General features: G+C 70.6%; 28 protein-coding genes. 16 read left to right on the forward strand and 12 right to left on the reverse strand.

The window, feature by feature from the left end; all coding sequences use genetic code 11:
* Positions 1 to 91: 91 nt before the first annotated feature.
* The 6 genes from ACIQGQ_RS09385 (at position 92) to ACIQGQ_RS09410 (ending at position 3,292) form a co-directional block, all read left to right on the forward strand.
* Entirely contained in the window at positions 92 to 967 is an 876-nt protein-coding gene (locus ACIQGQ_RS09385; RefSeq protein WP_402392700.1) for a helix-turn-helix domain-containing protein, read from the forward strand.
* 2 nt (positions 968 to 969) lie between these two features.
* Entirely contained in the window at positions 970 to 1,155 is a 186-nt protein-coding gene (locus tag ACIQGQ_RS09390) for a DUF397 domain-containing protein (protein WP_402392702.1), read from the forward strand.
* Between the two features lie 38 nt (positions 1,156 to 1,193).
* Positions 1,194 to 1,376, forward strand: coding sequence for a DUF397 domain-containing protein (locus tag ACIQGQ_RS09395; RefSeq protein WP_402393418.1), 183 nt, complete (start codon positions 1,194 to 1,196; stop codon positions 1,374 to 1,376).
* A 78-nt stretch (positions 1,377 to 1,454) separates the two neighbouring features.
* Positions 1,455 to 1,754 (forward strand): DUF397 domain-containing protein, encoded by a 300-nt coding sequence (locus ACIQGQ_RS09400; protein ID WP_402393420.1) that lies wholly within the window; start codon positions 1,455 to 1,457, stop codon positions 1,752 to 1,754.
* A gap of 37 nt (positions 1,755 to 1,791) precedes the next feature.
* Positions 1,792 to 2,361 (forward strand): hypothetical protein, encoded by a 570-nt coding sequence (locus ACIQGQ_RS09405; protein ID WP_402392704.1) that lies wholly within the window; start codon positions 1,792 to 1,794, stop codon positions 2,359 to 2,361.
* A 94-nt stretch (positions 2,362 to 2,455) separates the two neighbouring features.
* A complete protein-coding gene (locus ACIQGQ_RS09410; protein ID WP_402392706.1) occupies positions 2,456 to 3,292 on the forward strand; it encodes an SDR family oxidoreductase in 837 nt (278 codons plus the stop codon).
* Positions 3,293 to 3,301: 9 nt separating this feature from the next.
* Here ACIQGQ_RS09410 and ACIQGQ_RS09415 read toward each other — a convergent pair whose 3' ends face one another.
* The 3 genes from ACIQGQ_RS09415 to ACIQGQ_RS09425 form a co-directional block, all read right to left on the reverse strand.
* On the reverse strand, positions 3,302 to 3,973 hold the full coding sequence (locus ACIQGQ_RS09415; RefSeq protein ID WP_402392709.1) for a class I SAM-dependent methyltransferase: 672 nt from the start codon (positions 3,971 to 3,973) through the stop codon (positions 3,302 to 3,304).
* 92 nt (positions 3,974 to 4,065) lie between these two features.
* Positions 4,066 to 4,602, reverse strand: coding sequence for a hypothetical protein (locus ACIQGQ_RS09420; RefSeq protein ID WP_402392712.1), 537 nt, complete (start codon positions 4,600 to 4,602; stop codon positions 4,066 to 4,068).
* A gap of 183 nt (positions 4,603 to 4,785) precedes the next feature.
* Positions 4,786 to 5,181, reverse strand: a complete 396-nt coding sequence (locus ACIQGQ_RS09425) for a hypothetical protein (protein WP_402392715.1) — start codon at positions 5,179 to 5,181, stop codon at positions 4,786 to 4,788.
* Positions 5,182 to 5,347: 166 nt separating this feature from the next.
* Here ACIQGQ_RS09425 and ACIQGQ_RS09430 point away from each other — a divergent pair, with 166 nt between their 5' ends.
* Complete coding sequence (locus ACIQGQ_RS09430; protein ID WP_402392718.1) at positions 5,348 to 5,659, forward strand: hypothetical protein; 312 nt, start codon at positions 5,348 to 5,350, stop codon at positions 5,657 to 5,659.
* Positions 5,660 to 5,669: 10 nt separating this feature from the next.
* Here the strand turns inward: ACIQGQ_RS09430 and ACIQGQ_RS09435 are convergent, their stop codons facing one another.
* Positions 5,670 to 7,403, reverse strand: a complete 1,734-nt coding sequence (locus ACIQGQ_RS09435; RefSeq protein ID WP_402392721.1) for a DUF4157 domain-containing protein — start codon at positions 7,401 to 7,403, stop codon at positions 5,670 to 5,672.
* Between the two features lie 211 nt (positions 7,404 to 7,614).
* Here ACIQGQ_RS09435 and ACIQGQ_RS09440 point away from each other — a divergent pair, with 211 nt between their 5' ends.
* The 3 genes from ACIQGQ_RS09440 (at position 7,615) to ACIQGQ_RS09450 (ending at position 9,256) form a co-directional block, all read left to right on the forward strand.
* Complete coding sequence (locus ACIQGQ_RS09440; protein ID WP_402392723.1) at positions 7,615 to 8,142, forward strand: DUF1203 domain-containing protein; 528 nt, start codon at positions 7,615 to 7,617, stop codon at positions 8,140 to 8,142.
* A gap of 78 nt (positions 8,143 to 8,220) precedes the next feature.
* Positions 8,221 to 8,727 (forward strand): DUF2004 domain-containing protein, encoded by a 507-nt coding sequence (locus tag ACIQGQ_RS09445; RefSeq protein WP_402392726.1) that lies wholly within the window; start codon positions 8,221 to 8,223, stop codon positions 8,725 to 8,727.
* A gap of 94 nt (positions 8,728 to 8,821) precedes the next feature.
* Positions 8,822 to 9,256 (forward strand): VOC family protein, encoded by a 435-nt coding sequence (locus ACIQGQ_RS09450; protein ID WP_402392729.1) that lies wholly within the window; start codon positions 8,822 to 8,824, stop codon positions 9,254 to 9,256.
* Positions 9,257 to 9,307: 51 nt separating this feature from the next.
* On the opposite strand, the gene ACIQGQ_RS09455 is transcribed toward ACIQGQ_RS09450, so the two are convergent.
* The 3 genes from ACIQGQ_RS09455 to ACIQGQ_RS09465 are packed head-to-tail and all read right to left on the reverse strand — an operon-like array spanning position 9,308 to position 10,859.
* A complete protein-coding gene (locus ACIQGQ_RS09455; protein ID WP_402392732.1) occupies positions 9,308 to 9,937 on the reverse strand; it encodes a hypothetical protein in 630 nt (209 codons plus the stop codon).
* A 30-nt stretch (positions 9,938 to 9,967) separates the two neighbouring features.
* Positions 9,968 to 10,630, reverse strand: a complete 663-nt coding sequence (locus tag ACIQGQ_RS09460) for a M15 family metallopeptidase (RefSeq protein ID WP_402392734.1) — start codon at positions 10,628 to 10,630, stop codon at positions 9,968 to 9,970.
* Positions 10,631 to 10,685: 55 nt separating this feature from the next.
* Positions 10,686 to 10,859, reverse strand: a complete 174-nt coding sequence (locus tag ACIQGQ_RS09465; protein ID WP_402392737.1) for a hypothetical protein — start codon at positions 10,857 to 10,859, stop codon at positions 10,686 to 10,688.
* Positions 10,860 to 11,119: 260 nt separating this feature from the next.
* On the opposite strand from ACIQGQ_RS09465, the gene ACIQGQ_RS09470 reads away from it, so the two are divergent.
* Positions 11,120 to 12,568 carry an MFS transporter gene (locus tag ACIQGQ_RS09470; protein WP_402392740.1) on the forward strand — a complete coding sequence of 483 codons (1,449 nt, stop codon included), beginning with the start codon at positions 11,120 to 11,122 and terminating at the stop codon, positions 12,566 to 12,568.
* 135 nt (positions 12,569 to 12,703) lie between these two features.
* Here ACIQGQ_RS09470 and ACIQGQ_RS09475 read toward each other — a convergent pair whose 3' ends face one another.
* Positions 12,704 to 12,862: a hypothetical protein gene (locus ACIQGQ_RS09475; protein WP_402392742.1), complete on the reverse strand. Its 159-nt coding sequence runs from the start codon at positions 12,860 to 12,862 to the stop codon at positions 12,704 to 12,706.
* Between the two features lie 710 nt (positions 12,863 to 13,572).
* On the opposite strand from ACIQGQ_RS09475, the gene ACIQGQ_RS09480 reads away from it, so the two are divergent.
* Positions 13,573 to 14,502 (forward strand): class I SAM-dependent methyltransferase, encoded by a 930-nt coding sequence (locus ACIQGQ_RS09480; RefSeq protein WP_402392745.1) that lies wholly within the window; start codon positions 13,573 to 13,575, stop codon positions 14,500 to 14,502.
* A 33-nt stretch (positions 14,503 to 14,535) separates the two neighbouring features.
* On the opposite strand, the gene ACIQGQ_RS09485 is transcribed toward ACIQGQ_RS09480, so the two are convergent.
* Entirely contained in the window at positions 14,536 to 14,742 is a 207-nt protein-coding gene (locus tag ACIQGQ_RS09485; RefSeq protein WP_402392748.1) for a hypothetical protein, read from the reverse strand.
* A 114-nt stretch (positions 14,743 to 14,856) separates the two neighbouring features.
* Here ACIQGQ_RS09485 and ACIQGQ_RS09490 point away from each other — a divergent pair, with 114 nt between their 5' ends.
* Entirely contained in the window at positions 14,857 to 15,378 is a 522-nt protein-coding gene (locus tag ACIQGQ_RS09490; protein ID WP_402392750.1) for a DUF402 domain-containing protein, read from the forward strand.
* 102 nt (positions 15,379 to 15,480) lie between these two features.
* Here the strand turns inward: ACIQGQ_RS09490 and ACIQGQ_RS09495 are convergent, their stop codons facing one another.
* A complete protein-coding gene (locus tag ACIQGQ_RS09495; RefSeq protein ID WP_402392752.1) occupies positions 15,481 to 16,380 on the reverse strand; it encodes a D-alanyl-D-alanine carboxypeptidase family protein in 900 nt (299 codons plus the stop codon).
* Positions 16,381 to 16,604: 224 nt separating this feature from the next.
* Between ACIQGQ_RS09495 and ACIQGQ_RS09500 the strand changes: the two genes are divergently transcribed.
* Together ACIQGQ_RS09500 and ACIQGQ_RS09505 are read left to right on the forward strand one after the other, a co-directional pair.
* Positions 16,605 to 17,300, forward strand: coding sequence for a GntR family transcriptional regulator (locus tag ACIQGQ_RS09500; protein ID WP_402392755.1), 696 nt, complete (start codon positions 16,605 to 16,607; stop codon positions 17,298 to 17,300).
* A complete protein-coding gene (locus ACIQGQ_RS09505) occupies positions 17,297 to 18,604 on the forward strand; it encodes a nitrate/nitrite transporter (protein ID WP_402392758.1) in 1,308 nt (435 codons plus the stop codon). Before ACIQGQ_RS09500 ends, ACIQGQ_RS09505 begins: the two co-directional genes overlap by 4 nt.
* 130 nt (positions 18,605 to 18,734) lie before the next feature.
* On the opposite strand, the gene ACIQGQ_RS09510 is transcribed toward ACIQGQ_RS09505, so the two are convergent.
* Complete coding sequence (locus tag ACIQGQ_RS09510) at positions 18,735 to 19,559, reverse strand: maleylpyruvate isomerase family mycothiol-dependent enzyme (RefSeq protein ID WP_402392760.1); 825 nt, start codon at positions 19,557 to 19,559, stop codon at positions 18,735 to 18,737.
* Positions 19,560 to 19,730: 171 nt separating this feature from the next.
* Here ACIQGQ_RS09510 and ACIQGQ_RS09515 point away from each other — a divergent pair, with 171 nt between their 5' ends.
* Complete coding sequence (locus ACIQGQ_RS09515; RefSeq protein ID WP_402392763.1) at positions 19,731 to 20,525, forward strand: carbon-nitrogen family hydrolase; 795 nt, start codon at positions 19,731 to 19,733, stop codon at positions 20,523 to 20,525.
* Between the two features lie 90 nt (positions 20,526 to 20,615).
* On the opposite strand, the gene ACIQGQ_RS09520 is transcribed toward ACIQGQ_RS09515, so the two are convergent.
* Positions 20,616 to 21,110 carry an LURP-one-related/scramblase family protein gene (locus ACIQGQ_RS09520; protein ID WP_402392765.1) on the reverse strand — a complete coding sequence of 165 codons (495 nt, stop codon included), beginning with the start codon at positions 21,108 to 21,110 and terminating at the stop codon, positions 20,616 to 20,618.
* Positions 21,111 to 21,152: the final 42 nt, after the last annotated feature.

A 21,152-nucleotide genomic window follows, 5' to 3' on the forward strand; every position in this document is an offset into this window, starting at 1 on the left:
TCTGAGAATGGAGGCAAGTGAAACGGAGCCAATTGTCTCCACCGAGTGACAGGCGTCGACTACCCGCGTCGGGGAGGGCCAAACTGGTGCGGTGAATCGTGGGAATCGGCAAGGCAATAGGTCGTCAACCGTCCTGGGGCGCAGGCTCGGTAGTGAGCTTCTGCGCCTGAGGGACGCGTCGGGGAAGACGCAGCAGCAGGCCGCCCAGGTCATCAGCGCGACCAACTCGAAGATCGTGAAGATGGAGCAGGGATGGGTGCCGATGAGGGACCCGGACATCAAGGCCCTTTGTGAGTTCTACGGGGCCAGTGATGCGCTCGTCGATCGGCTGCTGGAAGTTGCTCGGGTGGATCGGGAACGGCGCAAGGCGAAGGGCTGGTGGAATCAGTACCCGGAGCTGCGTTCACTGGTCGAGTACGTCGCGTTGGAAGACATCGCCAAGGGAGTCCGGACCTGGCAAGGGGCGTTCGTGCCTGGATTGCTCCAGACTCCGGACTACGCCAGAGCGCTCGCTGTCGGCAATGCGGACTGGGACGACCCGGACGAGATCGAGCGCTTTGTCGAGGCGAAGATCGCCCGCCAGGCACGCCTCACGGACGGCAGCCCTCTCGCGCTGTGGGCCATCGTGGCGGAGGCGGCGCTGCGACAACTGGTCGGCGGACGCGATGTGATGCGTGCCCAACTGGGACGTCTGGCGGAGGTTGCCGAAGCGCCAAATGTCACCGTGCAGGTTGTCCCGTTCCTCGCCGGCTCTCACCCGGGCATGACCAGTGCTTTTAGCATCGTGTCGTTCGCCGATCCCGGCGCGATGGACGTGGTCTACATGGACACCACGTCGTCTACGCTGTGGCTTGAGAGCGAGCCGGATGCGGCGCGCCACAACGACACGTTCGGTCGAATCGCACGAAGCGGACTCGCTCCCCGCGATTCCATCGCTCTGATAGGGCGTATTCGGAAGGAGTTGTAGTCGTGTCCCACTTCGAGTTCGTCAAGTCCAGCTACAGCAGCGGCAACGGCGAGTGCATCGAGGTGGCCCGAAACGTCCCCCGCACCGTGGCCGTTCGCGACTCCAAGGACCTTGCGGGGCCCATCCTGCTTGTTGGCTCCGCAGCCTGGAACGCCTTTACGGAAGGGCTGGTGCGGTCCCGGGGCTGAGCTCAGAGGGACGCCTCACACGGAACGAGGGAGTGGTTGTGTTTCGGTTCGTTAAGTCGTCCTACAGCGCGACATCCAGCGAGTGTGTCGAAGTAGCCCGCAACGTTCTTAGTGTCGTCGCTGTCCGTGACTCCAAACGGCTCGATGGGCCCGTCCTGGTTGTTGGCCCCGCAGCTTGGGAGGCGTTCCGGGCCGGGCTGGCGCAGCACGCTTCGGAATGATGCGGAGCGGCTAAGCCTCGCCGCCGTGTGAGCCTTCATGTTTGGTGTCGGCCACCCTCTGGTTGAGAAGCGATGCTGATGCCCAGCGTCACGTCAGCCTTATCGACCGCATTTTCGCGCCTGGGGGGCTTGCGCAACACACCTTGGTCAGGCTCATCAAGGCCCCCTCAGAGAGGTGTAAATCTCGTGCCCGGGTACAAGTTCGTCAAGTCCAGCTACAGCGGAGGGAACGCTGGCCAGGAGTGCGTCGAGGTGGCTCGCACCATCCCGCGTATCGTCGCTGTCCGCGACTCCAAGTGGCTCGATGGGCCCGTCCTGGTTGTTGGCCCCGCAGCTTGGGAGGCGTTCCGGGCCGGGCTGGGGCAATCGTCGGGCTGAGTGCACCGACCAAGGCGTGAAGGCGAGGAATTCTGCCGTGGAGAGTGCGGGCCAGGCCCGGGCGGCGGTCCGGGCGGCCTTCGACCGGTGCATGGCTGAGGGGCTGGCGCCGGATTCGGTGGCGGGTGCCACGGACGAGCAGGTGGAGGCGTACGCCGTGGCCCAAGGCGTCACGGCGGTGCCCGACGCCGTTCGTGAGGTGCTGCGGCTGGTCGGGGTGCGTCATGGATTGTGGGGGCTCGGCAGCGCGCTCGGGGTGGACGCGGTCGCCGGGGACGCGAAGCGGTACGCACAGGCCGTCCTGGCACCCGGCGAGGCAGACGCTCTCCGGGACCCGGCCGGGCTGCTGGTGCTGGTCGCGCACCAGGCGTACGCGTTCCACGTCGTCGACGGGGCCGACCTCGGCATGCCGGACCCGCCGGTGTGGCTGATCACGGAGGGCGAGCCGGCCCGCCCGGCCTGGCGCTCGGTGACCCACTGGTTCGACAGCATCGGCCCGGACGTCGGCGCGTACCGCACCCGCCTGGAGGTTCTGGCGGAGACGGGTGGGTGGATGCCGCCCTGGACGCGGTACCTGCACCCGGTCGATCCGGGGCGGTCGGGCTGATCGGCGGAGCCGCGTACGGCCTTGACCTCAAGCGGAGTTGGGGTCGTAGCGTGCCGTGCACGTAGTCGACGGCAGGCGACAGGAAGGTACGGCGATGATCCTCGTGACCGGCGCGACCGGGAACATCGGAAGGGCTCTGCTGAACGAGCTGCACCTGACGGGAGGCGCGCCTGTGCGGGGGCTGACCCGGGACGTGGGCCGGGCTTCGTTCCCGGAGGGCGTCGAAGCGGTCGAGGGAGATCTCGCACGAGTGGAGTCGTTGAAGGGCGCCTTGGACGGCGGGGTTCGCTCGCTGTTTCTTCCGGTGGGCAGGGGCGCGGACGCGGAGGTGCTGGCGGCGGCCCGGGAGGCGGGCGTGGAGCATGTGGTGCTCGTGTCGTCGATCACCGTGCGGACCCATCCGCATCTCCCCCAGGCCGGTGCGAACCTGGCCGTCGAGCGGGTGCTCCAGGACAGCGGCATGGCCTGGACGATTCTGAGGCCCACGCAGTTCGCCTCGAACACCCTGTGGTGGGTGCAATCGATCCGTGAACAGGGCGTCGTCCGGGCGCCGTACGGGGACGTCGGCCTGCCGGCCATCCACCCTGCGGACATCGCCGCCGTGGCCCGCGTGGCGCTGACGGAACCGGGGCACCAGGGGCAGACGTACGCGCTGACCGGGCCGGAACGTGTCACGCCCCGGCAGCAGCTCGCGGCCCTGGCCGAGGCGCTGGGGCGGGAGCTGTCCTTCGACGAGATCAGCCGCGAGGAGGCCCACCGGCAGATGGCCTCATTCATGGGCGACGGGGGCGCGAGCGCGGTCCTGGACCTCATGGGCGGGGACACCAATGACGAACTGCTGGAGGTCCGTGACACCGTTTCCCGGGTCACGGGCGCCGAGGCCAGGACGTACCGGCAGTGGGCGACGGAGAACGCCGCCGCCTTCCGGTGAGCGTGAACGTCAGGTGCTCGTGGTCGTGCCCGCGACCGCGCGTACCAGCAACGTGCCGATGTGCCCCGGGTGCGGGGCGTCCAGGACCCGGGCCTGGGCCGTGGCGAACCCGGCGCGGGTGAGCAGCCGCTCCCACACGGCGGGTCGGTAGCTGTAGCGGTACGTGTAGAGCGCCCGGCCCGCGAAGCCGCCCTTGTACATGCCCTGGGGGCCGTACGCGCCCGGGATCGCCGGTGGCTGGGAGAAGACGAAGACGCCGCCGGGGTTGAGTCGTCGCCGTACGAGCGGGAAGAGGCGGCCGGGGTCGGTGAACCAGGCGGCTCCGAAGACGGAGTAGACGGCGTCGTACGTGTCCGGGTCCGTGTTCAGGTGGTCCAGGACCTCCGCGCAGACGAACTCGGCACCGTTGCCGGTCCACCGCGCGGTGGCCTTCTCGACCATGACCGGGGACAGGTCGACGCCCCGGGCGGCGACGCCCTGCCGGGCCAGGTGGGCGAGCGCGCGGCCGGTGCCGCAGCCGATCTCCAGCACCGAGCGCGGATCGCCGAGCAGCTCGGGCCCGGGGCCGTGGTCGGCGTACTGGGTCCAGCGGAAGACCGGCTCCATGCCGTCCTTGAAGGCGGAGGCGGCGTAGGTGTTCCAGAGCTCGGTCTCGGCGGCGATGTCGTGGTGCGCGGGCAAGGCGGGTCCTTCGTGTCCGTCGTGGAGGAAGCCCTTCCCGTTCCCGGGGCCTTCAGGGACCCGGGAACGGGAAGGGCCGGTTCCGTCGCTGTCTAGAGGCCGCCGACCTTGACGGGGAACTTCTCGATGACGGCGCGCACCTTGGTCGGGTCCTCGGGGTCGACCAGCTCGACCGGCTTCTCCAGCTGGTAGAGGTCGCCCCGGGGCGGGAACTGGGTCAGCTGTCCGATGAGGACCATCGGCTCCCTGGTGGTGAGAATCAGCGGCCCGTCCTCGTCTCCGGGCCGATCGATGGTCATGGTGAAGGTCGTGACCTCGCGGAACTCGTACCTGGGCGGGAACTGCTGGGTCAGGCGCAGGGTGGACGGAGAGTCGATGTCGATGTCGTTCTGCTCAATAGTGATCGTTCCGCCGCCCTCCCCGTCGTCTCCCGGCAGTTCGGCGGTCATCCGGTGGCCGACGGTCCGCATGCGCACGGAGTTGATCGGGTCGTCGGGGTTGACGTCGATACGGTGCTTGATGCCGCCCCGGAAGTCGACGCTGACGAGGGTGTCCTCGATCCGCAGCGGAGTGTTGATGGCGAGGCGGGAGCAGGGGATCTCGGCGCCGATCGGCGGAAGTGCGGGCATTCTTCAACATCCTTGCCTGAGTAGGGAGTTGTGGCGCCGACCAGTGAAGTGGTGATGTGTGCGGCCCCCGCTGTATTCACTCCGCCGTGGGCGTGCCGATCCCTGTGCCGCGACACGCCCACGAAAGGACCAATCCAGGGATCGGGCGGCGGACGCGGTGGCCGGAGGCGTACGGCCTCCTGTTCACCCGGCGAGACGCGCCCGGACGAACGGGGCCGTTCCCAGGACGAGTGCGGCGAAGGCGGTCAGGCGCTGGAGGCCGGGTTCGGCGGCGAGGTGGCTGTGCTGGAGGGCGTGGACCGCGTACCAGTTGGCGGCGGTGTCGGTCGCCACGACGGCACAGGCGAGGTCGACTCCACGGCGTCTGCCCAGGAGCAGGAGGACAGCGGCGAGCGTGTCGAACAGTGCCAGCGACGACCAGTAGAGGTTCAGCCAGCCGGGGGCCCAGTCGTAGGGGCGCAGGCCGTGGCGGACGAGGTCGACGGTGTGCGAGGCAGAGCCGACGAGGAGCAGGAGGGCGGCGATGACGCAGACGAGTACGACCACCCAGCGCGGCGCGTGGCGCATCCATCCGGGCATGGGGTGGATCGTCTCATCCATGGGCCTGCGCTGACGCCCGCGCCGTACGTCCGCCCCGGGGGCCTGAGGGGCCTTCGAGCCGGGTACCGGCCCCGGGGCAGCGCCGATAGCCTCTCCGGAGTCTCTCCGGGAACCCGGAACAGACCCGACGAGAGGTGAGCGGCCAGTGGTCCGAGACCTGTACAACGTCCGGTCGCGGCCCGTGGAGGGCGGGCCCACGCCGCTGACCGAGGAGGAGGAACAGCGGGCGCGGGCCGTGCTGTTCAACGATCTGGGCCGTGCCGTCTCCGAACGGGGCTGGGTGCGGTTCCCCGCGTACTCGCCGGAGGAGCGCCGGCGGCTGGTCGACGTCGCGCACCGCCTCGGTGACTACTGGGGGCAGCGGGTGTTCATCGAGGCCGAGGACCAGTGCGCCATGCGGCTGTACCTCGCCGGGCACGGGCCGCAGGTGGGGAATCCGGAGCTGTCGCGGGAGTGAGGCCGCCCGGCTACTTGTTGCTGCCGAAGGGCTTCGTCTTGAACTCGTCCCCGGTCGCGCCCTTCGCCGCGTTGTAGATCTCGGCCAGCACGGCGGGGACGCCCGCGTAGTTCATCGCGCGGTGGATGCGCTCCTTGAGCGCCTCCCAGTCGATGTCCCGGTCCTTGCTCGCGTCGAGACCGGCGAGCTTCTTCAGCTCCTTGCGGGCGTTCTTCGCGTCCTTCAGGTGGGTCTCCCCGTTCTTCGGGTACGCCTTGGCGACCAGCTCCGCGAGGCGGTCGATGTGCGCGTCCTGCTCGCGGGCACCGGGCATCTTGCCCTTGTTCAGGGGCAGTACGAGCCCGTCGTCCCGCTGGTCGGCGGGGCGGTACTCCGGGAAGTCCTTCAGGTCCGGCATGCTCAGCTTGCCGAGCATGTCGCTGATGGGGCGCACCTCGCCGTAGGCCGTCTCGCCACTGAGCTGCGCGACCAGGTCGTCCCGTACGTAGGTGATCAGGGAGTTCGGGACGGCCGTGTCCGCGACCTCGTCCCGCCAGACGCCCCGGATCTCGTACTGGTCGGTGTCCTTCGCCTTGTCGGTGCTCTGGCTGGTGTTCTCCGGGTCCAGGACCGAGCCGATCTGCTTCTCGCTGACCGCGTTGCTCGTGACCCGCTGGTACGTGTAGAGCGGGACCAGGAACGAGCGCACCATCGAGGAGTCCGCCGCGGCCGGGGAGGCGTTGCCGTCGGGGGCCTTGCGGTTCTTCTGGTCCTGGTAGGTGCGCATGTAGTGCATGGACCGCCAGGGCCGCCCCATGTTCAGCCAGGCGGACTCCTTCTGGTGCATGAGGTTGATCGAGCCGTCGTCGCGCTGCTGGGTGTCCTTGAAGCTGCCGCCGCCGGTCACCGGCGCGTAGACGGTCTGGTAGACGCGGACGAACTGCTCCCCGTCGTGCTCCTCGACGTCGATGTCGCCCCGGTTGGTGAGCGACGTGCTGTCGCCGACCTTCGCCTGGTAGCTGGGCTCCTGGTGGATGACGCGCTGGACGGCCGCCGGACCGCCCGGCCCCCGGGCGGAGCGGGGCGCGTCCGGGGCCGGGTCCGCGATTTCGCCCGGGGCCTTCGCCATGACGCGGGTGGCGTTGGCCTCGGCGGCGCGCTCGAAGCGGTCGGACGGGTCGCTGATGGAGAGCCCCGAGCCGTTGTCGGTGCCCGCGACGGGCCCGTGGCGCTGCTGGATGACGTGGGTGAGCTCGTGCGCCAGCGTGTGCTTGGAGTCCCCGCCCCGGCCGAGGACGATGTGGTTCCCGGAGGTGTAGGCGTGGGCGCCGACCTCGGCGGCGGACCGCTGGGCGACGGCGCCGGTGTGCAGCCGTACGTCGGAGAAGTCGGCGCCGAGACGGGACTCCATCTCCTGGCGCAGGGGCGCGTCCATGGCCCGGCCGCTGCCGCGCAGGACCTCGTGCACGGTGGTCGAACGCTGTACGGCCGGCTCGGCCACCGGGCCGCCCGTGGAGCCGGTCCGCCGGACGCCTTCGCGTTCCTCGTCGCCGTCCGGGCCGTTGCGGCGCTGCTCGCGCTGGATCAGCCCGGTGACGTAGGTGTTGCCCATGCTGCGCTGGAGCGTGTGCAGTGCCGACGGGGAGAGGTCCCCCGCGAGCGGTGCGGGTTCGTCCGCCTGCCTGGCCGGCCTGGCGCTCCGGCTCGCGGAGTCGGCGCGCGCCCTGGCCGCATCGGGTGTCCGCGTCGGTTCGTGTGCGCGCATGGGGCCCTCACGTCGGTGTCGTAGCAGCTGCTGCTTCCTGGGTACGGCACGCGCGGCGCCCGGACAAGGTCCAAAAGGGCGCGGTACGGGCCTTCTTGAGGGGTACCGCGCGGGCAGGGCGGACCGGTGTCGCGGCCCCCACGTCGGTACGCGCCAACGCGACGTCCGATTTCCGCCAGTACGGGCAGGTGTGCCGGACCAGCATGGCCGGATGACCAAGTACACCGTGCTCCCCCTCGACCCCGCCGTCCTCAAGGAACTCCAGGCCGTCGACGACGCGGGCCGCCCCTGCGCCCCGTACACCGCGACCGACGACGACGCGGGCTCCCCGCTGCGCTGCTGTCTGCGTCCCGTCGCGGCCGGTGAGCGGATCGCCCTCGTCTCGTACGCCCCGCTGCGCCGCTGGGCCGCCGCGACCGGGGCGCGGCCGGGGGCGTACGACGAGCAGGGCCCGGTCTTCGTCCACGCCGAGGAGTGCCCCGGGTTCGCCCCGGGCGCCGGGTATCCCTTCGACCGGGCGGGCGCGCTGCGCACCGTGCGCCGCTACGACGCCCGGGGCCGTATCGCCGGTGGCCGGTTCCTGGAGATTCCGGCCGACGCCACGGCCGGCTTCGACGCGGCCTTCGACGACGCGTTCGGCGACCCGGACGTGGTGCTCGTGCACGTACGGGCGCTGGAGTACGGGTGCTTCTTCTACGAGGTGCGACGGCCCGAGGCCCGGGAGGCGTCGGGGACGTGACCCCCGCGGCGGGCCGCGCCGCCTCCGTACGATGACGAAGGAGCAGGTTCGGCACGGCAGAAGGACGGATGACCCCGCATGAAGATCATCGAGCACGCCCGCTTCGGGCGCCTGGACACCGGCGCGCTCCGTGACACGGATGCTCTCTGGCGGAGCACCGAACGGCTGGGGGACGACGAGGTCGAGGTCCTGCTGTGGGCGGCGCCGTCCGCCGAGCTGGACGCCGGGGAGCTGGACGGGCTCGCCGCCCGGCTGGAGGAGCTGCCGGCCCTCGACACGGCGGCGCGCGCGGCGCTGCGGACGTATCTGGGCGAGGACCGCTACTACATCGACTTCCACGTCGAGGAGCTCGACGACAGCGAGGAGGTCGTCCGCCTGGTCCGGGAGGCGGGCGGTGAAGAGGTCGGCGCGGACGCCTTCGTGGCGGCGATGCGGCTGAACGGCGTCGGGCTGTGGCCGGGCGGGCTTTCCGGCGGGGCTCCGGTCGTGCTGGACTACGTGCTCGACCCGGACCTCGCCGACGAGATCCTCGCCGTCAAGGTGACCCGGGACGGGGCGGTGGACTCCGTCGACTGGGAGAGCTGATGCGCGACCTCCCTTCGTACGCGGGGGAGTTCCGGGACCAACGGGCCGGAAAAATAGGAACGGGCGCGCCGGAAGGCGTTGTTAGGCTGGCCGGATGGCAACGCTGAGGAAGATCCAGGTCACCTTCGACTGCGCGGACCCCGAGCGCGTCGGCCGTTTCTGGTGCGAGGTACTGGGGTACGTACCGCCGTCGCCGCCGGACGGGTTCGACACCTGGGACGCCTACAACGCCTCGCTGCCGGCCGAGGAGCGGGGGGCGTGGTTCGCGTGCTCCGATCCCACGGGGGTGGGCCCGCGCCTGTACTTCCAGCGCATTCCCGAGGGCAAGGTCGTCAAGAACAGGGTGCACCTCGACGTGCGGGCCGGTGCCGGGCTCGTCGGCGCGGAGCGCCTGGCGGTGCTGGAGTCCGAGCGGGACCGGCTGATGGAGCTCGGCGCGGTGTGCCTGCTGGTGCAGCACGCCGACGAGGAGAACGAGTCCTGCATCACGATGCAGGACATCGAGGGCAACGAGTTCTGCCTCGACTGAGCCCCCGACCGGCGCTCGCGGGCCCGTGGGCCCGTGGATCCTGTCGGGGGTTCACGGGCGCATCCGGTGGGTGGACGGCCACGGCTTCCCGGCCCGCTCCGAAGCCGCGTCCCGGAACGCCTCCGTCAGAAGGCCGCCCGGGTAGGTACCGAACACCGGGTATTTCCAGCGGTGGTACTCCGCCCAGTAGCTCACCGCGCGCTGTTCCGTCAGGGCGAAGAGCGCGCCGTTGCGTACGACGAGATCCCCGTAGAGCGCGCGCTCGGCGGAGCCCGGGACGTCGAGCCCGGGCAGGCCCCGGCGGATCGCCTCAAGGATCTGGACGACGTATTCGCCGGTCAGCAGCAGGACGAACGGAGCCACCCACGGCCTGGGCAGCCCCGCGATCCGCTCCAGATGGCGCTGGCGGACCATGCCGTCGGTGTTCCGGGTGTACAGGCAGTGCAGGATCTCCCGCTGGGTACCGGTCAGCGAACGCACCGCGGCGGGGTCCGGTTCGTCGTGGTGGAGCCGACCCGGTATGGCGACGGTCTCGCCGGACACCTCGACCAGGAAAGGGTCCAGGCCGCTCTCCCCGCGCGGCACGACCGCCAGCACCGCGCGGACGTCGTCCGCGAGCCCGGACGGGAAGGCGCGCAGCAGGGAAGGCGCGAGGCCGGATGGTTTCGCGGGGCTGTGCATGGTGCGAGGTTAGACGCGCGGTGGAGGCGGTCAGCGGTACGGGGCGGCCTCCCGCGGACCGTACAGGACAGCGGCCTCTCCTGTGGTCAGGGCCCAGTAGCGGTCCCCGAACGACCAGTGCCACCACTCCGTGGGGTAGTTCACCAGGCCCGCGGCCGCGAGCACGGTGCCCAGCAGCCTCCGGTTGGCGCGGGCTTTCTCACCGATGTTGGTCGCGTGGGTGTAGCAGGCGCCCTCGCTCTCCTCGGGGTCCGCGTTCATACGGGTGCCCAGGTCCAGTTCGCGCCCCTCGGCGTCGGCCAGGGTGAGGTCGACAGCCGCCCCAGCGCTGTGTGGGGCGATGTCGGGAGGCGACACATACCGGCTCGCGGCCGAGTGGATCTCCTCCGGGGACCATCCGGGGTGGGCGGCGCGCAGCTGATCGGCGTACTCGTCGAAGTACTCCCGCTGAAGAGAGGGCGGCCGGTACCCCTCGACGAACAGCAGTCGCACCTCCCGGGGCAGCGAGGTCTGGGCCTCGACCAGCCGTTCCAGCACGCCCTCCCGCAGGTACGCGAAGGCATCTGCCGGCCGCTGCTCGCGGGTGTCGATCAGGAGGGAACCGGCCCGGCGGACGTCCACAAGGCGTTCACCGCATTCGGCCACGGGTATGGCGGTGACCTTCGGGTCCGACATCAACACGATCTCAGTCATGACGGGATCATTCCGTGGGGCTCACTCCGGTGAGCCTCCCCCGGGTGCACCACGATTACCGGGGTTCCTCCGGCCTTCCCGGTACGAGCAGGGCGAGGGTGCTGCGGGCCTCGCGGCGCAGGGTGCGGCGGCGGGCGAAGGTCGCGGTCAGGGCGAGTACGGAGACCGTGCCTCCGTAGAACACGGCGACAGCCGTGGAGGCGATCGTGGACAGGAGCCCGATGGACACCGGGCACGCACCTTTCTTCCCCCGCTCGGCCCGTCCGGCTCATGTCCGGGGACGGGCGTTGATGCGTTCCCCGCAATCGTAGAGAAGCCGTCAACCCCGCACCAAGGGCAACGCCGGTGCGACGTAAAGGCGTTGTGCCTCTCTCTGACGGTACGGAAGACTCCCGCGTCGTTGAAGTGTGCCTATTCATGGGCGAGTTGAGTGGAGCGGAGCGGTGGCGGACGTCCTGCTCTCCTCTGGGACCGGTGGGAGGGGCCTTCGTGCGACCTGAAATGCGTGCCCTGTTACGCAGCCGGCGCTATCTGGCCTTCTGGCTGGGGCAGGTGACCAGCACGGTGGGCAACCAGCTCACCGTCGTGGTGCTGGCCGCCCTGGTCGTCCCGGACCGTGGCCCCGGCGTCTTCGGCCTGGTGCTGGCCGTGGAGTCCGCCTTCATGGGGGTGCTGCTGCTGGCCGGCGGTGTGGTCGCCGACCGGTACTCCCGCAGCACGGTGATGGCCGTCGCGGACGTGCTCCGGCTGGCCGGGATCGTCGGCTTCCTCCTCTTCGCCTCGCAGGGGCCGCTCGCGCCGCTGCTGGTGGCCGCGGCGGTCACCGGGGCGGGCGCGGCGCTGTACGAGCCGGCTCACCGGGCGGCCCTCACGCAGGTGGTGCCGGAGGAGCTGCGGCAGCAGGCGTACGCGCTGGACGTGTCCACGAAGCGGATCGGCTCGATGGCCGGGGCCCTGCTGGCGGGCCTCATGCTCGCCGGGATCTCGCCGCCGAAGACGCTGCTGGTGGACGTCGCCACGTTCGTGGTCAGCCTGATCACGCTGGTCTGGCTGCTGCTTCCCCCGGTCCGCGCCGCCGTCGACGAGGGAGAGGCAGGGGACACCGGGGGCACGCAGGACGACGAGCCGGGCGGGCTGCGCGGAATGCTGACCGAGGCGCGGGAAGGGCTGGTCGAGGTCCGGCGCAGGCCCTGGGTGTCGGTGCTGATGCTCCAGGGCACGGTGCAGGTGTTCTTCCTCTTCGCCCCGAACTACATCCTGGTTCCGATGGTCAGTCAGACCCGCTACGGACTCAACGCCTTCGGCTGGGTCAGTGCCGCGACGCTCGCGGGCTCGGTGGTCGGTTCGCTGCTCGGCGGCCGGGTCTCCTCGTCCCGGCCGGGGCTGTGGGCGATGAACGCGCTGGCTCCGTGCGTGCTGACACCGGTGTGCCTCGCCGTCGACGTGCCGCTGTGGATGTTCTGCCTGGCCGGTGCGGCCGGTTCGGCCGGGGTCGGCTGCTTCATGGTCCTCTGGTACAGCTCGCTCCAGAAGGAGTTCCCGGAGCGGGTGCAGGGCCGGGTCTTCGCTCTGGAGGGACTGGCCAGCTTCGGCCTCCAGCCCATCGCGCTCGCCGTGACGCCGGTGCTCGTCCGGTTCGTGGGCGTGCCGTTCTTCGCGGTGCTGGCGGCCGTGGTGCTGCTGGTGTCGACGTACGGTGTGCTCGCCGTCCCCGGGACGGCCCGGTTCGCCACCCGTACGCCTGCCGTCACCGAAGCCACCGAAGTCACCGAAGTCACCGTGGAACCCGAGGGCTCCGCGCGTTCCGAGGACTTCGAGGACGCCGCGTGCGCCGCGGAGGCCGAACCCGGACGCCCCCTCCAGGGCGAAGGCCGCGGTGAGGGCGAGAACGGAGGGAGCCGGCCCCGGGACGCGGGGCGCTCCGGGGCGCGCACGTGAGTGCTCATGCCGACACACGCGCCCTCCGGGCCGGGATTCCTCCGTGACGGCAGACGGCAGACGGCTCCGGCTGCCGGGCGCGGGCGCGGCAGCCGGAGCGCGGGGAGTGCGCAGGGGGCGCCACCCGACCGGCGGTCAGCCCGTCGGGGTCACGGGTAGACAGACGGCGTAGACCACGTAGGAACCCGTCGTGCCGGATGAGTTGTTGAAGGACAGCGTCCAGGTGTCCTCGGCGGACGGGTACGACTCGTACGTCTGGACCGTGAGGTTGTTGCCTCCGAGAGGTGTTCTCATCCCGCCGCCCGTGATGACGGTTCCCGGTGGGCAGGTCGCGGTCCCGGTGTTGAGTCCCGATACCAGCGTGTGGGTCGTCTGGACGATCTGGGTCGGCAGGGTCGGTCCCGGAGGCCCCGCAGGTCCCTGAGGCCCCGGAGGTCCGGGAGGCCCGGGTTTTCCGGGCGGGCAGGTCTTCGGGCAGCCGCCGCCCCCTCCGTCGCCGCCCTCACCGCTGGCCGCGGCCTGGGACGACATCACTCCCGTCAACAGTGCGGCCATCAGCACCGGCAGGGCGGCGCGCCGCAGCAGGGCCGTGTGTTTCCGTCTCAATCCGTCCTCCTCGGGTTGCTCGGCTTCCGGGCTCACTCCCGCGTATCAGACATGAACGACAGGCAGGCAAAATGCCGGAAAAGCCTCGAATATTGAGATCTCAACACGGCAGAGGCGGCTTCGCCAGCGAGGAGTTCCTTGAGGGCTGCCCCGGACGGAGCAAGGCCGACCAGGCACACGGCAGGATCCCGAAGCCCCCACGGCGGCCCGCGGCGAGTACCGGCCTTCCGGCCCTGTCCGACGGTCGCCCTGGATACCGGAGGCCGAATCCGGGAAAGGATCACCGGCGTCCGGAGCGTCCCCGCGTCCAGCGATCCACCGGTTCCGACCGAACAGCGCCTGCTGAACCCATGGCTCACCCTTCTCGGCCGTCCCACCGATCGAAAGGCCCTCCCGCCGTGCACACGCAGCCCCCGAGCACCCTGCCCGAACCCACTCCCACCCTGCTGGAGCGGCTTCCCGTGCTGCGCCGCGGGCTCGACCGCCTGGAGCGCAGGCCCACCGCGTTCGGCCTGGTCATGTGGGCCTTCGGGCTGGCCAAGCCGGTGTTCCTGGACCATGTGGTGAGGCCCGAGCCGCGCGGCGAACTCGGCGCCGTACGCGAACTCCTGGAGGAGAACCGGGAGCGGTACGCCGTACACCTCACCGACCTCCTGGAATACGCGGACCAACTGGCCGGGATCCCCCTCGACGGGGTGGAGAAGGGGGCCACCGCCTACTGGGGCAACACCTGGCTGCCCCCGTTGGACGCCGCCTCGCTCTATGGTTTCCTCGCTACCGGGAAACCGGCCCGCTACCTCGAAATCGGCTCCGGGAACTCCACCAAGTTCGCCCGCCGGGCCATCCAGGACCTCGGCCTGAGCACCCGCATCACGTCCATCGACCCGGAGCCCCGGGCCCGTATCGACCACCTCTGCGACGAGGTGGTCCGCTTACCGCTCCAGGACGCCGACCTCGGCGTCTTCGCCGAGTTGGAGCCGGGCGACATCCTCTTCGTCGACGGCTCGCACCGGCTCCAGATGGGCTCCGACGTCATGGTGTTCTTCTTCGAGTTGCTGCCCCGGCTCAAGCCGGGGGTGCTCGTCCAGGTCCACGACATCATGCTCCCGGCGGACTACCCGGAGTCCTGGCGCTGGCGCATGTACTCGGAGCAGTACCTCCTGGCCGCGCTGTTCACCGCCGCGCCCGAGCGCTTCGACGTCCGGCTGCCGAACGCCTTCGTGCACGCCGATCCGGAACTGCGGCGGATTCTCGCCCCGCTCTGGCGGCGGCTCGGCGTGACCGAACACTTCCGCCCGGCCTCCTTCTGGTGGCGGCACATGGGCTGACGCCTCTCCGGCACCGTCGAACCGGTGACGCCGCTACCGGGCGCCCGGCCGGATCCACGGCCAGGTGACGAAGCAGGTCACCACGGGGGCGGCCAGCGCGGCCAGCAGCCACAGACCCACGCTCGCCGGGGAGTAGACGGCGTACTGCCAGCTCTCCGGCAGAGCGGCCGGGGCGATCAGCAGCACGAGCATCGCGGCCCAGGTGGCCAGCACCACGGCGATCAGGCGGAGTGCGGTCATGTCTCGTCGGTCCCCCCGTTCGCGGCCGTGGTCATCACCGTACGACGCGACGGAACCGGACCCGGCGCCCGGGGGCCCGAGGCCCGGGAGGATGCGGTGGGTAGCTTTCTATGCATGACAGGCTCCGAAGTACTCATGAACGTAAGGAAGTTCGACGGAAGACCGCACAAGAAGCAGTCGTTGGTCCGGCTCGGGGAGGACGAGCACGGGGTGTGGCTGGGGGCGCCGGCCGGGACGGCCTGCGGTGTGGGTGGGGTAGAGGCGGTCTATACGACCGAGGAGGCGCGGGTCATGCTCCTCCCGCGCGACGCCTGGTGGACCGCGCTCTTCCTGGCGGCCCCCGCGCGGCTGGAGTTCTACTGCGACGTGACCACGCCGTCCGAGTGGCCGAGCCCGGCGGAGGTCACCATGGTCGATCTGGATCTCGACGTGTGCCGGCTGCGGGGGACGGGGGCCGTGTTCATCGACGACGAGGACGAGTTCGCCGCGCACCAGGTGCGGTACGGGTACCCGCCGGAGGTCGTGGCGCGGGCCGCCGGGGCGGCGGAGTGGCTCGCCGGGGCGCTGCGGGAGGGGGCGGAGCCCTTCGGCAGCCGGTTCCTCACCTGGCTGGAGCTGGTCGGTCAACGGGGGTGAGGGAGGCGGGAACGCGGGAGGGCCCCGCACGGCTGCGGGGCCCTCGGTGCGCTGCGCCGGTCAGGGCGTCGCCGTGATCGGGCGTCGCCGTGGCCGGGTGGGCTACTTCTTGAAGGAGTAGTCCATGATCTTCTTCATGTCGGCGGTGCGGTTCGTCGCGTTCGTGGAGGCGAGCACCGTGCCGACGATGGTCTTGCTGCCGCGGGTCGCGGCGAAGACCAGGCAGTACTTGGCGGTCGGGCCGGAACCGGTCTTGATGCCGATGGCGCCGCTGTAGCTGCTGAGCATGGTGTTGGTGTTCGTCCACGACATGTAGCGGTAGCCGCCGGACTTCGTGGTGACCTTCTGCTTGGTCGACTTGGTCTTGACGACCGAGCGGAAGGTGGAGCTCTTCATGGCGCTGCTGGCGAGCTTGGTGAGGTCGCGCGGCGTCGAGTAGTTCGAGCCGTTCCCGATGCCGTCGAACGAGTCGAAGTGGGTGTTCTTCAGCCCGAGGGACTTGGCCTGGGCGTTCATCTTGCCGACGAACGACTTCACGCGGGCCGCGCGGGTGGTACCGGAGCCGAACTTGTCGGCCAGTGCGTAGGCGGCGTCGCAGCCGGACGGCAGCATCAGGCCGTACAGCAGCTGGCGGACGGTGACCTTGTCGCCGACGATCAGGCGGGCCGAGGAGGCGCCCTTGGAGACGATGTAGTCGCTGTACGCCTTCTGGATCGTGACCTTCGAATCCAGGTTCAGGTTCTTCTGGGCCAGCACCACCTTGGCCGTCATGATCTTGGTGGTGGAACCGGTGGAACGACGGGTGTCCGCGGCCTTGGAGAACAGGGTCTTCGCGGTGCCGTTGTTCATCGTGAAGCCGCCGGCGGCGGTGATCTTGGGGGTGGCGGGCGTGGCGGCCTGCGCGGTGGAGGCGAAAACGCTGCCCGCGATGACGGCACCGGCCGTGAGGGCCACGGTGGCCGTGGCGGTGGCGCGGCTTATGCCCTTAATGCCGATTTTCAACTTGAATGCTCCAAATGCCCCTGGAATGCGGCCACATGAAGGTGCCGCTCGGTGATGAGACTCATGGGAGCGGCGAATGGATGCGCCGAATTCCGGGGTGATTTCAGGTATGCGGGTGATTCCCGCCACGGGTGGGGCGGGAATGGCGGTGGCGGCGCCGGTCCGGCCCGTCCGGATGGCGAAACGGGTTCGTCATGCACGCATCTTGTATCTATGCTGTGTGCATGCCTGCCGCTCCCCCCGTAGTGAAGCCCTCGGCCGTGAAGCCGTCGAAGTCGGCCGTCAAGCGGCCCCCCGCCGCCGAGCGGGTGTACACGCACATCAAGGAAGCGGTCCTGGACCGCAGCTACGAGGGCGGCACGCTCCTCACCGAGGGCGATCTCGCCGAGGCCGTCGGGGTGTCCCGGACGCCGGTGCGCGAGGCGCTGCTGCGGCTGGAGGTCGAGGGGCTGATCAAGCTCTACCCGAAGAAGGGCGCCCTGGTCCTCGCCGTCTCCGCGCAGGAGATCGCGGACGTGGTGGAGACCCGGCTGCTGGTCGAGGAGTTCGCGGCCCGCAAGGCGGTGCCCGCCTCCGATCGGCTGATCGGCCGGCTCGAAGAACTCCTCGCCGAGCAGAGGGAGCTGGCCGAGGCCGGGGATCTGGCCGCCGTCTCCGTGAAGGACCGCTGCTTCCACGCCGAGATCGTGCGCAACGCGGGCAACGAGATCCTCTCCCGCCTCTACGACCAGCTGCGCGACCGGCAGTTGCGGATGGGCGTCGCCGTGATGGAGGCGCACCCCGGCCGGATCGCCGCCAACATCACCGAGCACGCCGAGCTGCTGGAGGCCATCAGAGCCGGCGACGCGGAGGGGGCCGCGCAGGTCGTGCGGCGCCATGTCGGCCGGGTCAAGGTGCTGGTCAGGGGTGAGGACCGGTGAGTTCCGCCGCCGCCCCCACCCTCTCCCTGCCCGGTGATCCGCCCGGCGGCCGACGTGCCGCGTGGGTCTGGGGCACCGGGGTCGCCGTCTACTTCGTCGCGATCATCTTCCGCACCAGCCTGGGCGTTGCCGGGCTGGACGCCGCCGACCGCTTCCACGTCAACGCCTCCGCGCTCTCCACGTTCTCCATACTCCAGCTGCTCGTCTACGCGGGCATGCAGATACCCGTCGGCCTGATGGTCGACCGGCTCGGCACCAAGAAGGTCCTCACCCTCGGGGCCGTCCTGTTCACCCTGGGCCAGCTCGGCTTCGCGCTCTCGCCCTCGTACGGCATGGCGCTGGCGTCCAGGGCGCTGCTCGGCTGCGGTGACGCGATGACGTTCATCAGCGTGCTGCGGCTCGGCGCCCGGTGGTTCCCGGCCCGCCGCGGCCCGCTGATCGGCCAGATCGCGGCGCTCTTCGGGATGGCGGGCAACCTCGTCTCGACGCTGTTCATCGCGCGGGCCCTGCACGGCTTCGGCTGGACCACCACCTTCGTCGGCAGCTCCCTGGCCGGGGTCGTCGTCCTCGTCCTGCTGCTGCTCTTCCTGAAGGACCACCCCGAGGGCCACGAACCGCCTCCCGTGGAGCACGCGGGCGCCGCCTACGTACGCCGGCAGATCGCCGCGTCCTGGGCCGAACCGGGCACCCGGCTCGGCATGTGGGTCCACTTCACCACCCAGTTCCCCGCCATGGTGTTCCTGCTGCTGTGGGGGCTGCCGTTCCTGGTGGAGGCGCAGGGGCTCAGCCGGTCCACCGCCGGTGAGCTGCTCACCCTGGTGGTGCTCTCCAACATGGCCGTCGGGCTGGTCTACGGGCAGGTCATCGCCCGCCGCCACACGGCCCGCGCCCCGCTGGCCCTCGGCACCGTCGCGGCGACGGCGATCCTCTGGGCCTCGGCCGTCTTCCACCCCGGCCACGCCCCGATGTGGCTGCTGATCGTGTTGTGCGTGGTGCTCGGCGCCTGCGGCCCGGCCTCGATGATCGGCTTCGACTTCGCCCGGCCGGCCAACCCGCCGGAGCGCCAGGGCACCGCGTCGGGCATCGTCAACATGGGCGGCTTCATCGCCTCGATGACCACGCTGTTCGCCGTCGGGGTGCTGCTGGACGCGACCGGCGACAACTACCGGATCGCGTTCTCGTCGGTCTTCGTGCTGGAGGCGCTCGGGATCGTCCAGATCCTGCGGCTGCGCTCCAGGGCGGCGCACCGCGAACGGGACCACCATGTGGTCAGCCGGGTGGAGGCCGTGCACGTACCGGTGTGAGCCGTGCGTGACCCGTCCGTGGGTCCTCCGCCGCGCCGGACCGGCGGCGCGCCCGTCCCTCGTACCTGCGACGGGCGCCGCCGGTCCCGGGCGTCGAGGTCCTGGGTGCCGCGGCGTCAGGGGCAGGGGGTCAGGGCGTCACGGCGAAGTTGCGCAGGATCGCCCCGGCCAGGTCCTCGTCGCCCTCGATCTTGATCCGCTCGGCGACCGAGGCCGCGCGCACCCGGCCGCAGGCGAGCAGGAAGTACGTCTCCCAGTCCATCGCCAGCGTCACCACGGGCCCGAGCGAGGGCGAGCCGTCCACCGAACCGCGCCCCTCCGCGTCGACCCTGACGGTGCGCAGGAACTCCAGCGGCCCGTGCACGTCGAGGACCACCGCCGAACCGGCCGGTGCCCCCGCGTCCTCGGCCACCACCTTCGGCAGCGCCTCCAGCAGGGTGTCCCGGACGATCGTGGCGCCGGGGGAGTCCAGATTGCCGGGCTGTCCCAGCGTCGCGCGCAGATCCTGCTCGTGCACCCAGACGTCGAAGGCCCGCATTCGCAGCGCCAGTTCGAGGGTCTGCTCGGCTCCCAGCGGCGCCCTGACCATGGTCTCGGGGGCGCGCGACTCATTGCGCAGCTGACGGGCGCGCCGGATGATCGTGTACTCCAGCTCGGAGGTCATCTCCGGTGCGGTGTGGTGGCGCCGCACATCGACCTGCATCTCCATGTACCGGGCGAAGTCGTTCTGCACGTGGTAGAGGTCGCGCGGCAGCGAGTGGATCGGGCGAGGGTCCCCGAGCTGCTCGGACTCCATGCCGATGATGTGCGAGACGATGTCGCGCACCGACCAGGCGGGGCAGGGCGTCCGGCGGTTCCACTCCGCCTCGGGGAGCGGCTTCACCAGCTCGGCTATCGACTCGATGGAGTGGGTCCAGGCATCGGCGTAGGTCTGAAGGCTGGGATGGACGGTCACTGGACCCCTCGTGCGGTTCTGCGGTGCATGGGCTGGAGAGCTGGGCGCGGGCGGCGGGCTGCGTGGGAGGTTCGATCGCTAAGTTACGCTGCGATCAGGCACCCTGGCAGTGCTTTCGTGTGACGATCGTAGGCCTGTGTCGACGGGCCCGAATGCCAGGACGGTGGTAGTGTGCGCGCCTCTCTCATCCAGATCGCAGTAGACCCGGACGAATCCGCCGGAGCGCGCAGGGAGCGGGCGGTCTCGCTGGTCATGGACCGGCGCGGCGCGGATCTGGTGGTGCTCCCCGAGCTCTGGCCGGTCGGGGCCTTCGCCTACACCGCGTTCGAGGCCGAGGCCGAGCCGTTCCGGGGGCCCACCCATGACGCCATGGCGAAGGCGGCGGCGGACGCCGGGGTGTGGCTCCACGCCGGTTCCTTCGTGGAGCGCGCCGACGACGGCACCCTCTACAACACCTCGCTGGTCTTCACCCCGAACGGGGAGCTGGCCGCCTCGTACCGCAAGATCCACCGCTTCGGCTTCGACCAGGGCGAGGCGGTCATGATGGGCGCCGGTGAGGAGCTGGTCACGGTCGCCCTCCCGGAGACCACGCTGGGCCTCGCCACCTGCTACGACCTGCGCTTCCCGGAGCTGTTCCGGGGCCTGGTCGACGAGGGCGCCGGGACGCTGGTCGTCGCGGCGGGCTGGCCCGAGCGGCGCCGCGCCCACTGGACGCTGCTGGCCCGCGCCCGCGCGGTGGAGAACCAGTCGTACGTCCTGGCCGTCGGCTGCGCGGGCACCCACGCCGGGGTCGAGCAGGCCGGGCACAGCATCGTCATCGACCCCTGGGGCGAGGTCCTGGCGGAGGCGGGCGCGGGCGAGGAGGTGCTCGACGTGGAGTTCGACCCGGCGAAGGTGGCCGAGACCCGGGAGCAGTTCCCGGCCCTCAAGGACCGCCGACTGGGCCTGGCCGCGCCGGGGCGCTGAGCCCGCGCCGAGGCTCCGGGCCCGCGCCGGTCCCCGGGCCGCGGCCGTTTCACGTGAAACAGGGCGGGCCGTTCGCGCGTCGGGCGGCGGTCAGCCGTGTTCGCGTTCCTTGTCGGCCAGGACGATGACACAGACCGCCACGGCGATCAGCAGCGCCGCGTCCGCGTCGTCCCGTACGACGTCGATGCCGTAGGTCTCCCGGACGGTCAGCCAGCGCCGGGAGATCTGGGCCAGCAGTTCGCCGTCGTACTCGACGGCGAACTCGCGGTCCAGGATCTTGCCGCTGACGTCGAGTTCGGTGCCGTCGACCAGGTCGACCCGGTAGTGGTTGCGCAGCAGGGAGAGCCGCTTGCGCCGGATCGTGGCGAGCCGTTCGCCGTCCCGCTCGATGAGCATGGTGTCGCGCAGACTGAGCAGCTTCTGCTTGATCTCGACGAGGATGCGGCCCTGCGCGTCCTTCAGCTCGAAGGTGTCCCGCACCCGCAGGGCCTTGCCGTCGACGAGGAACACCTTGCGGCCGTCCGTGTCCTCGATCCAGTAGTCGTCACCCACGGCGAAGAGCCGTTCACGCACCAGGAATCTCATGGCTCACAGGTTCCCCGAGCCGGTCGCGGAATGCGTGGATGC

Source organism: Streptomyces sp. NPDC092952 (genome assembly GCF_044754785.1).
GTDB lineage: Bacteria > Actinomycetota > Actinomycetes > Streptomycetales > Streptomycetaceae > Streptomyces.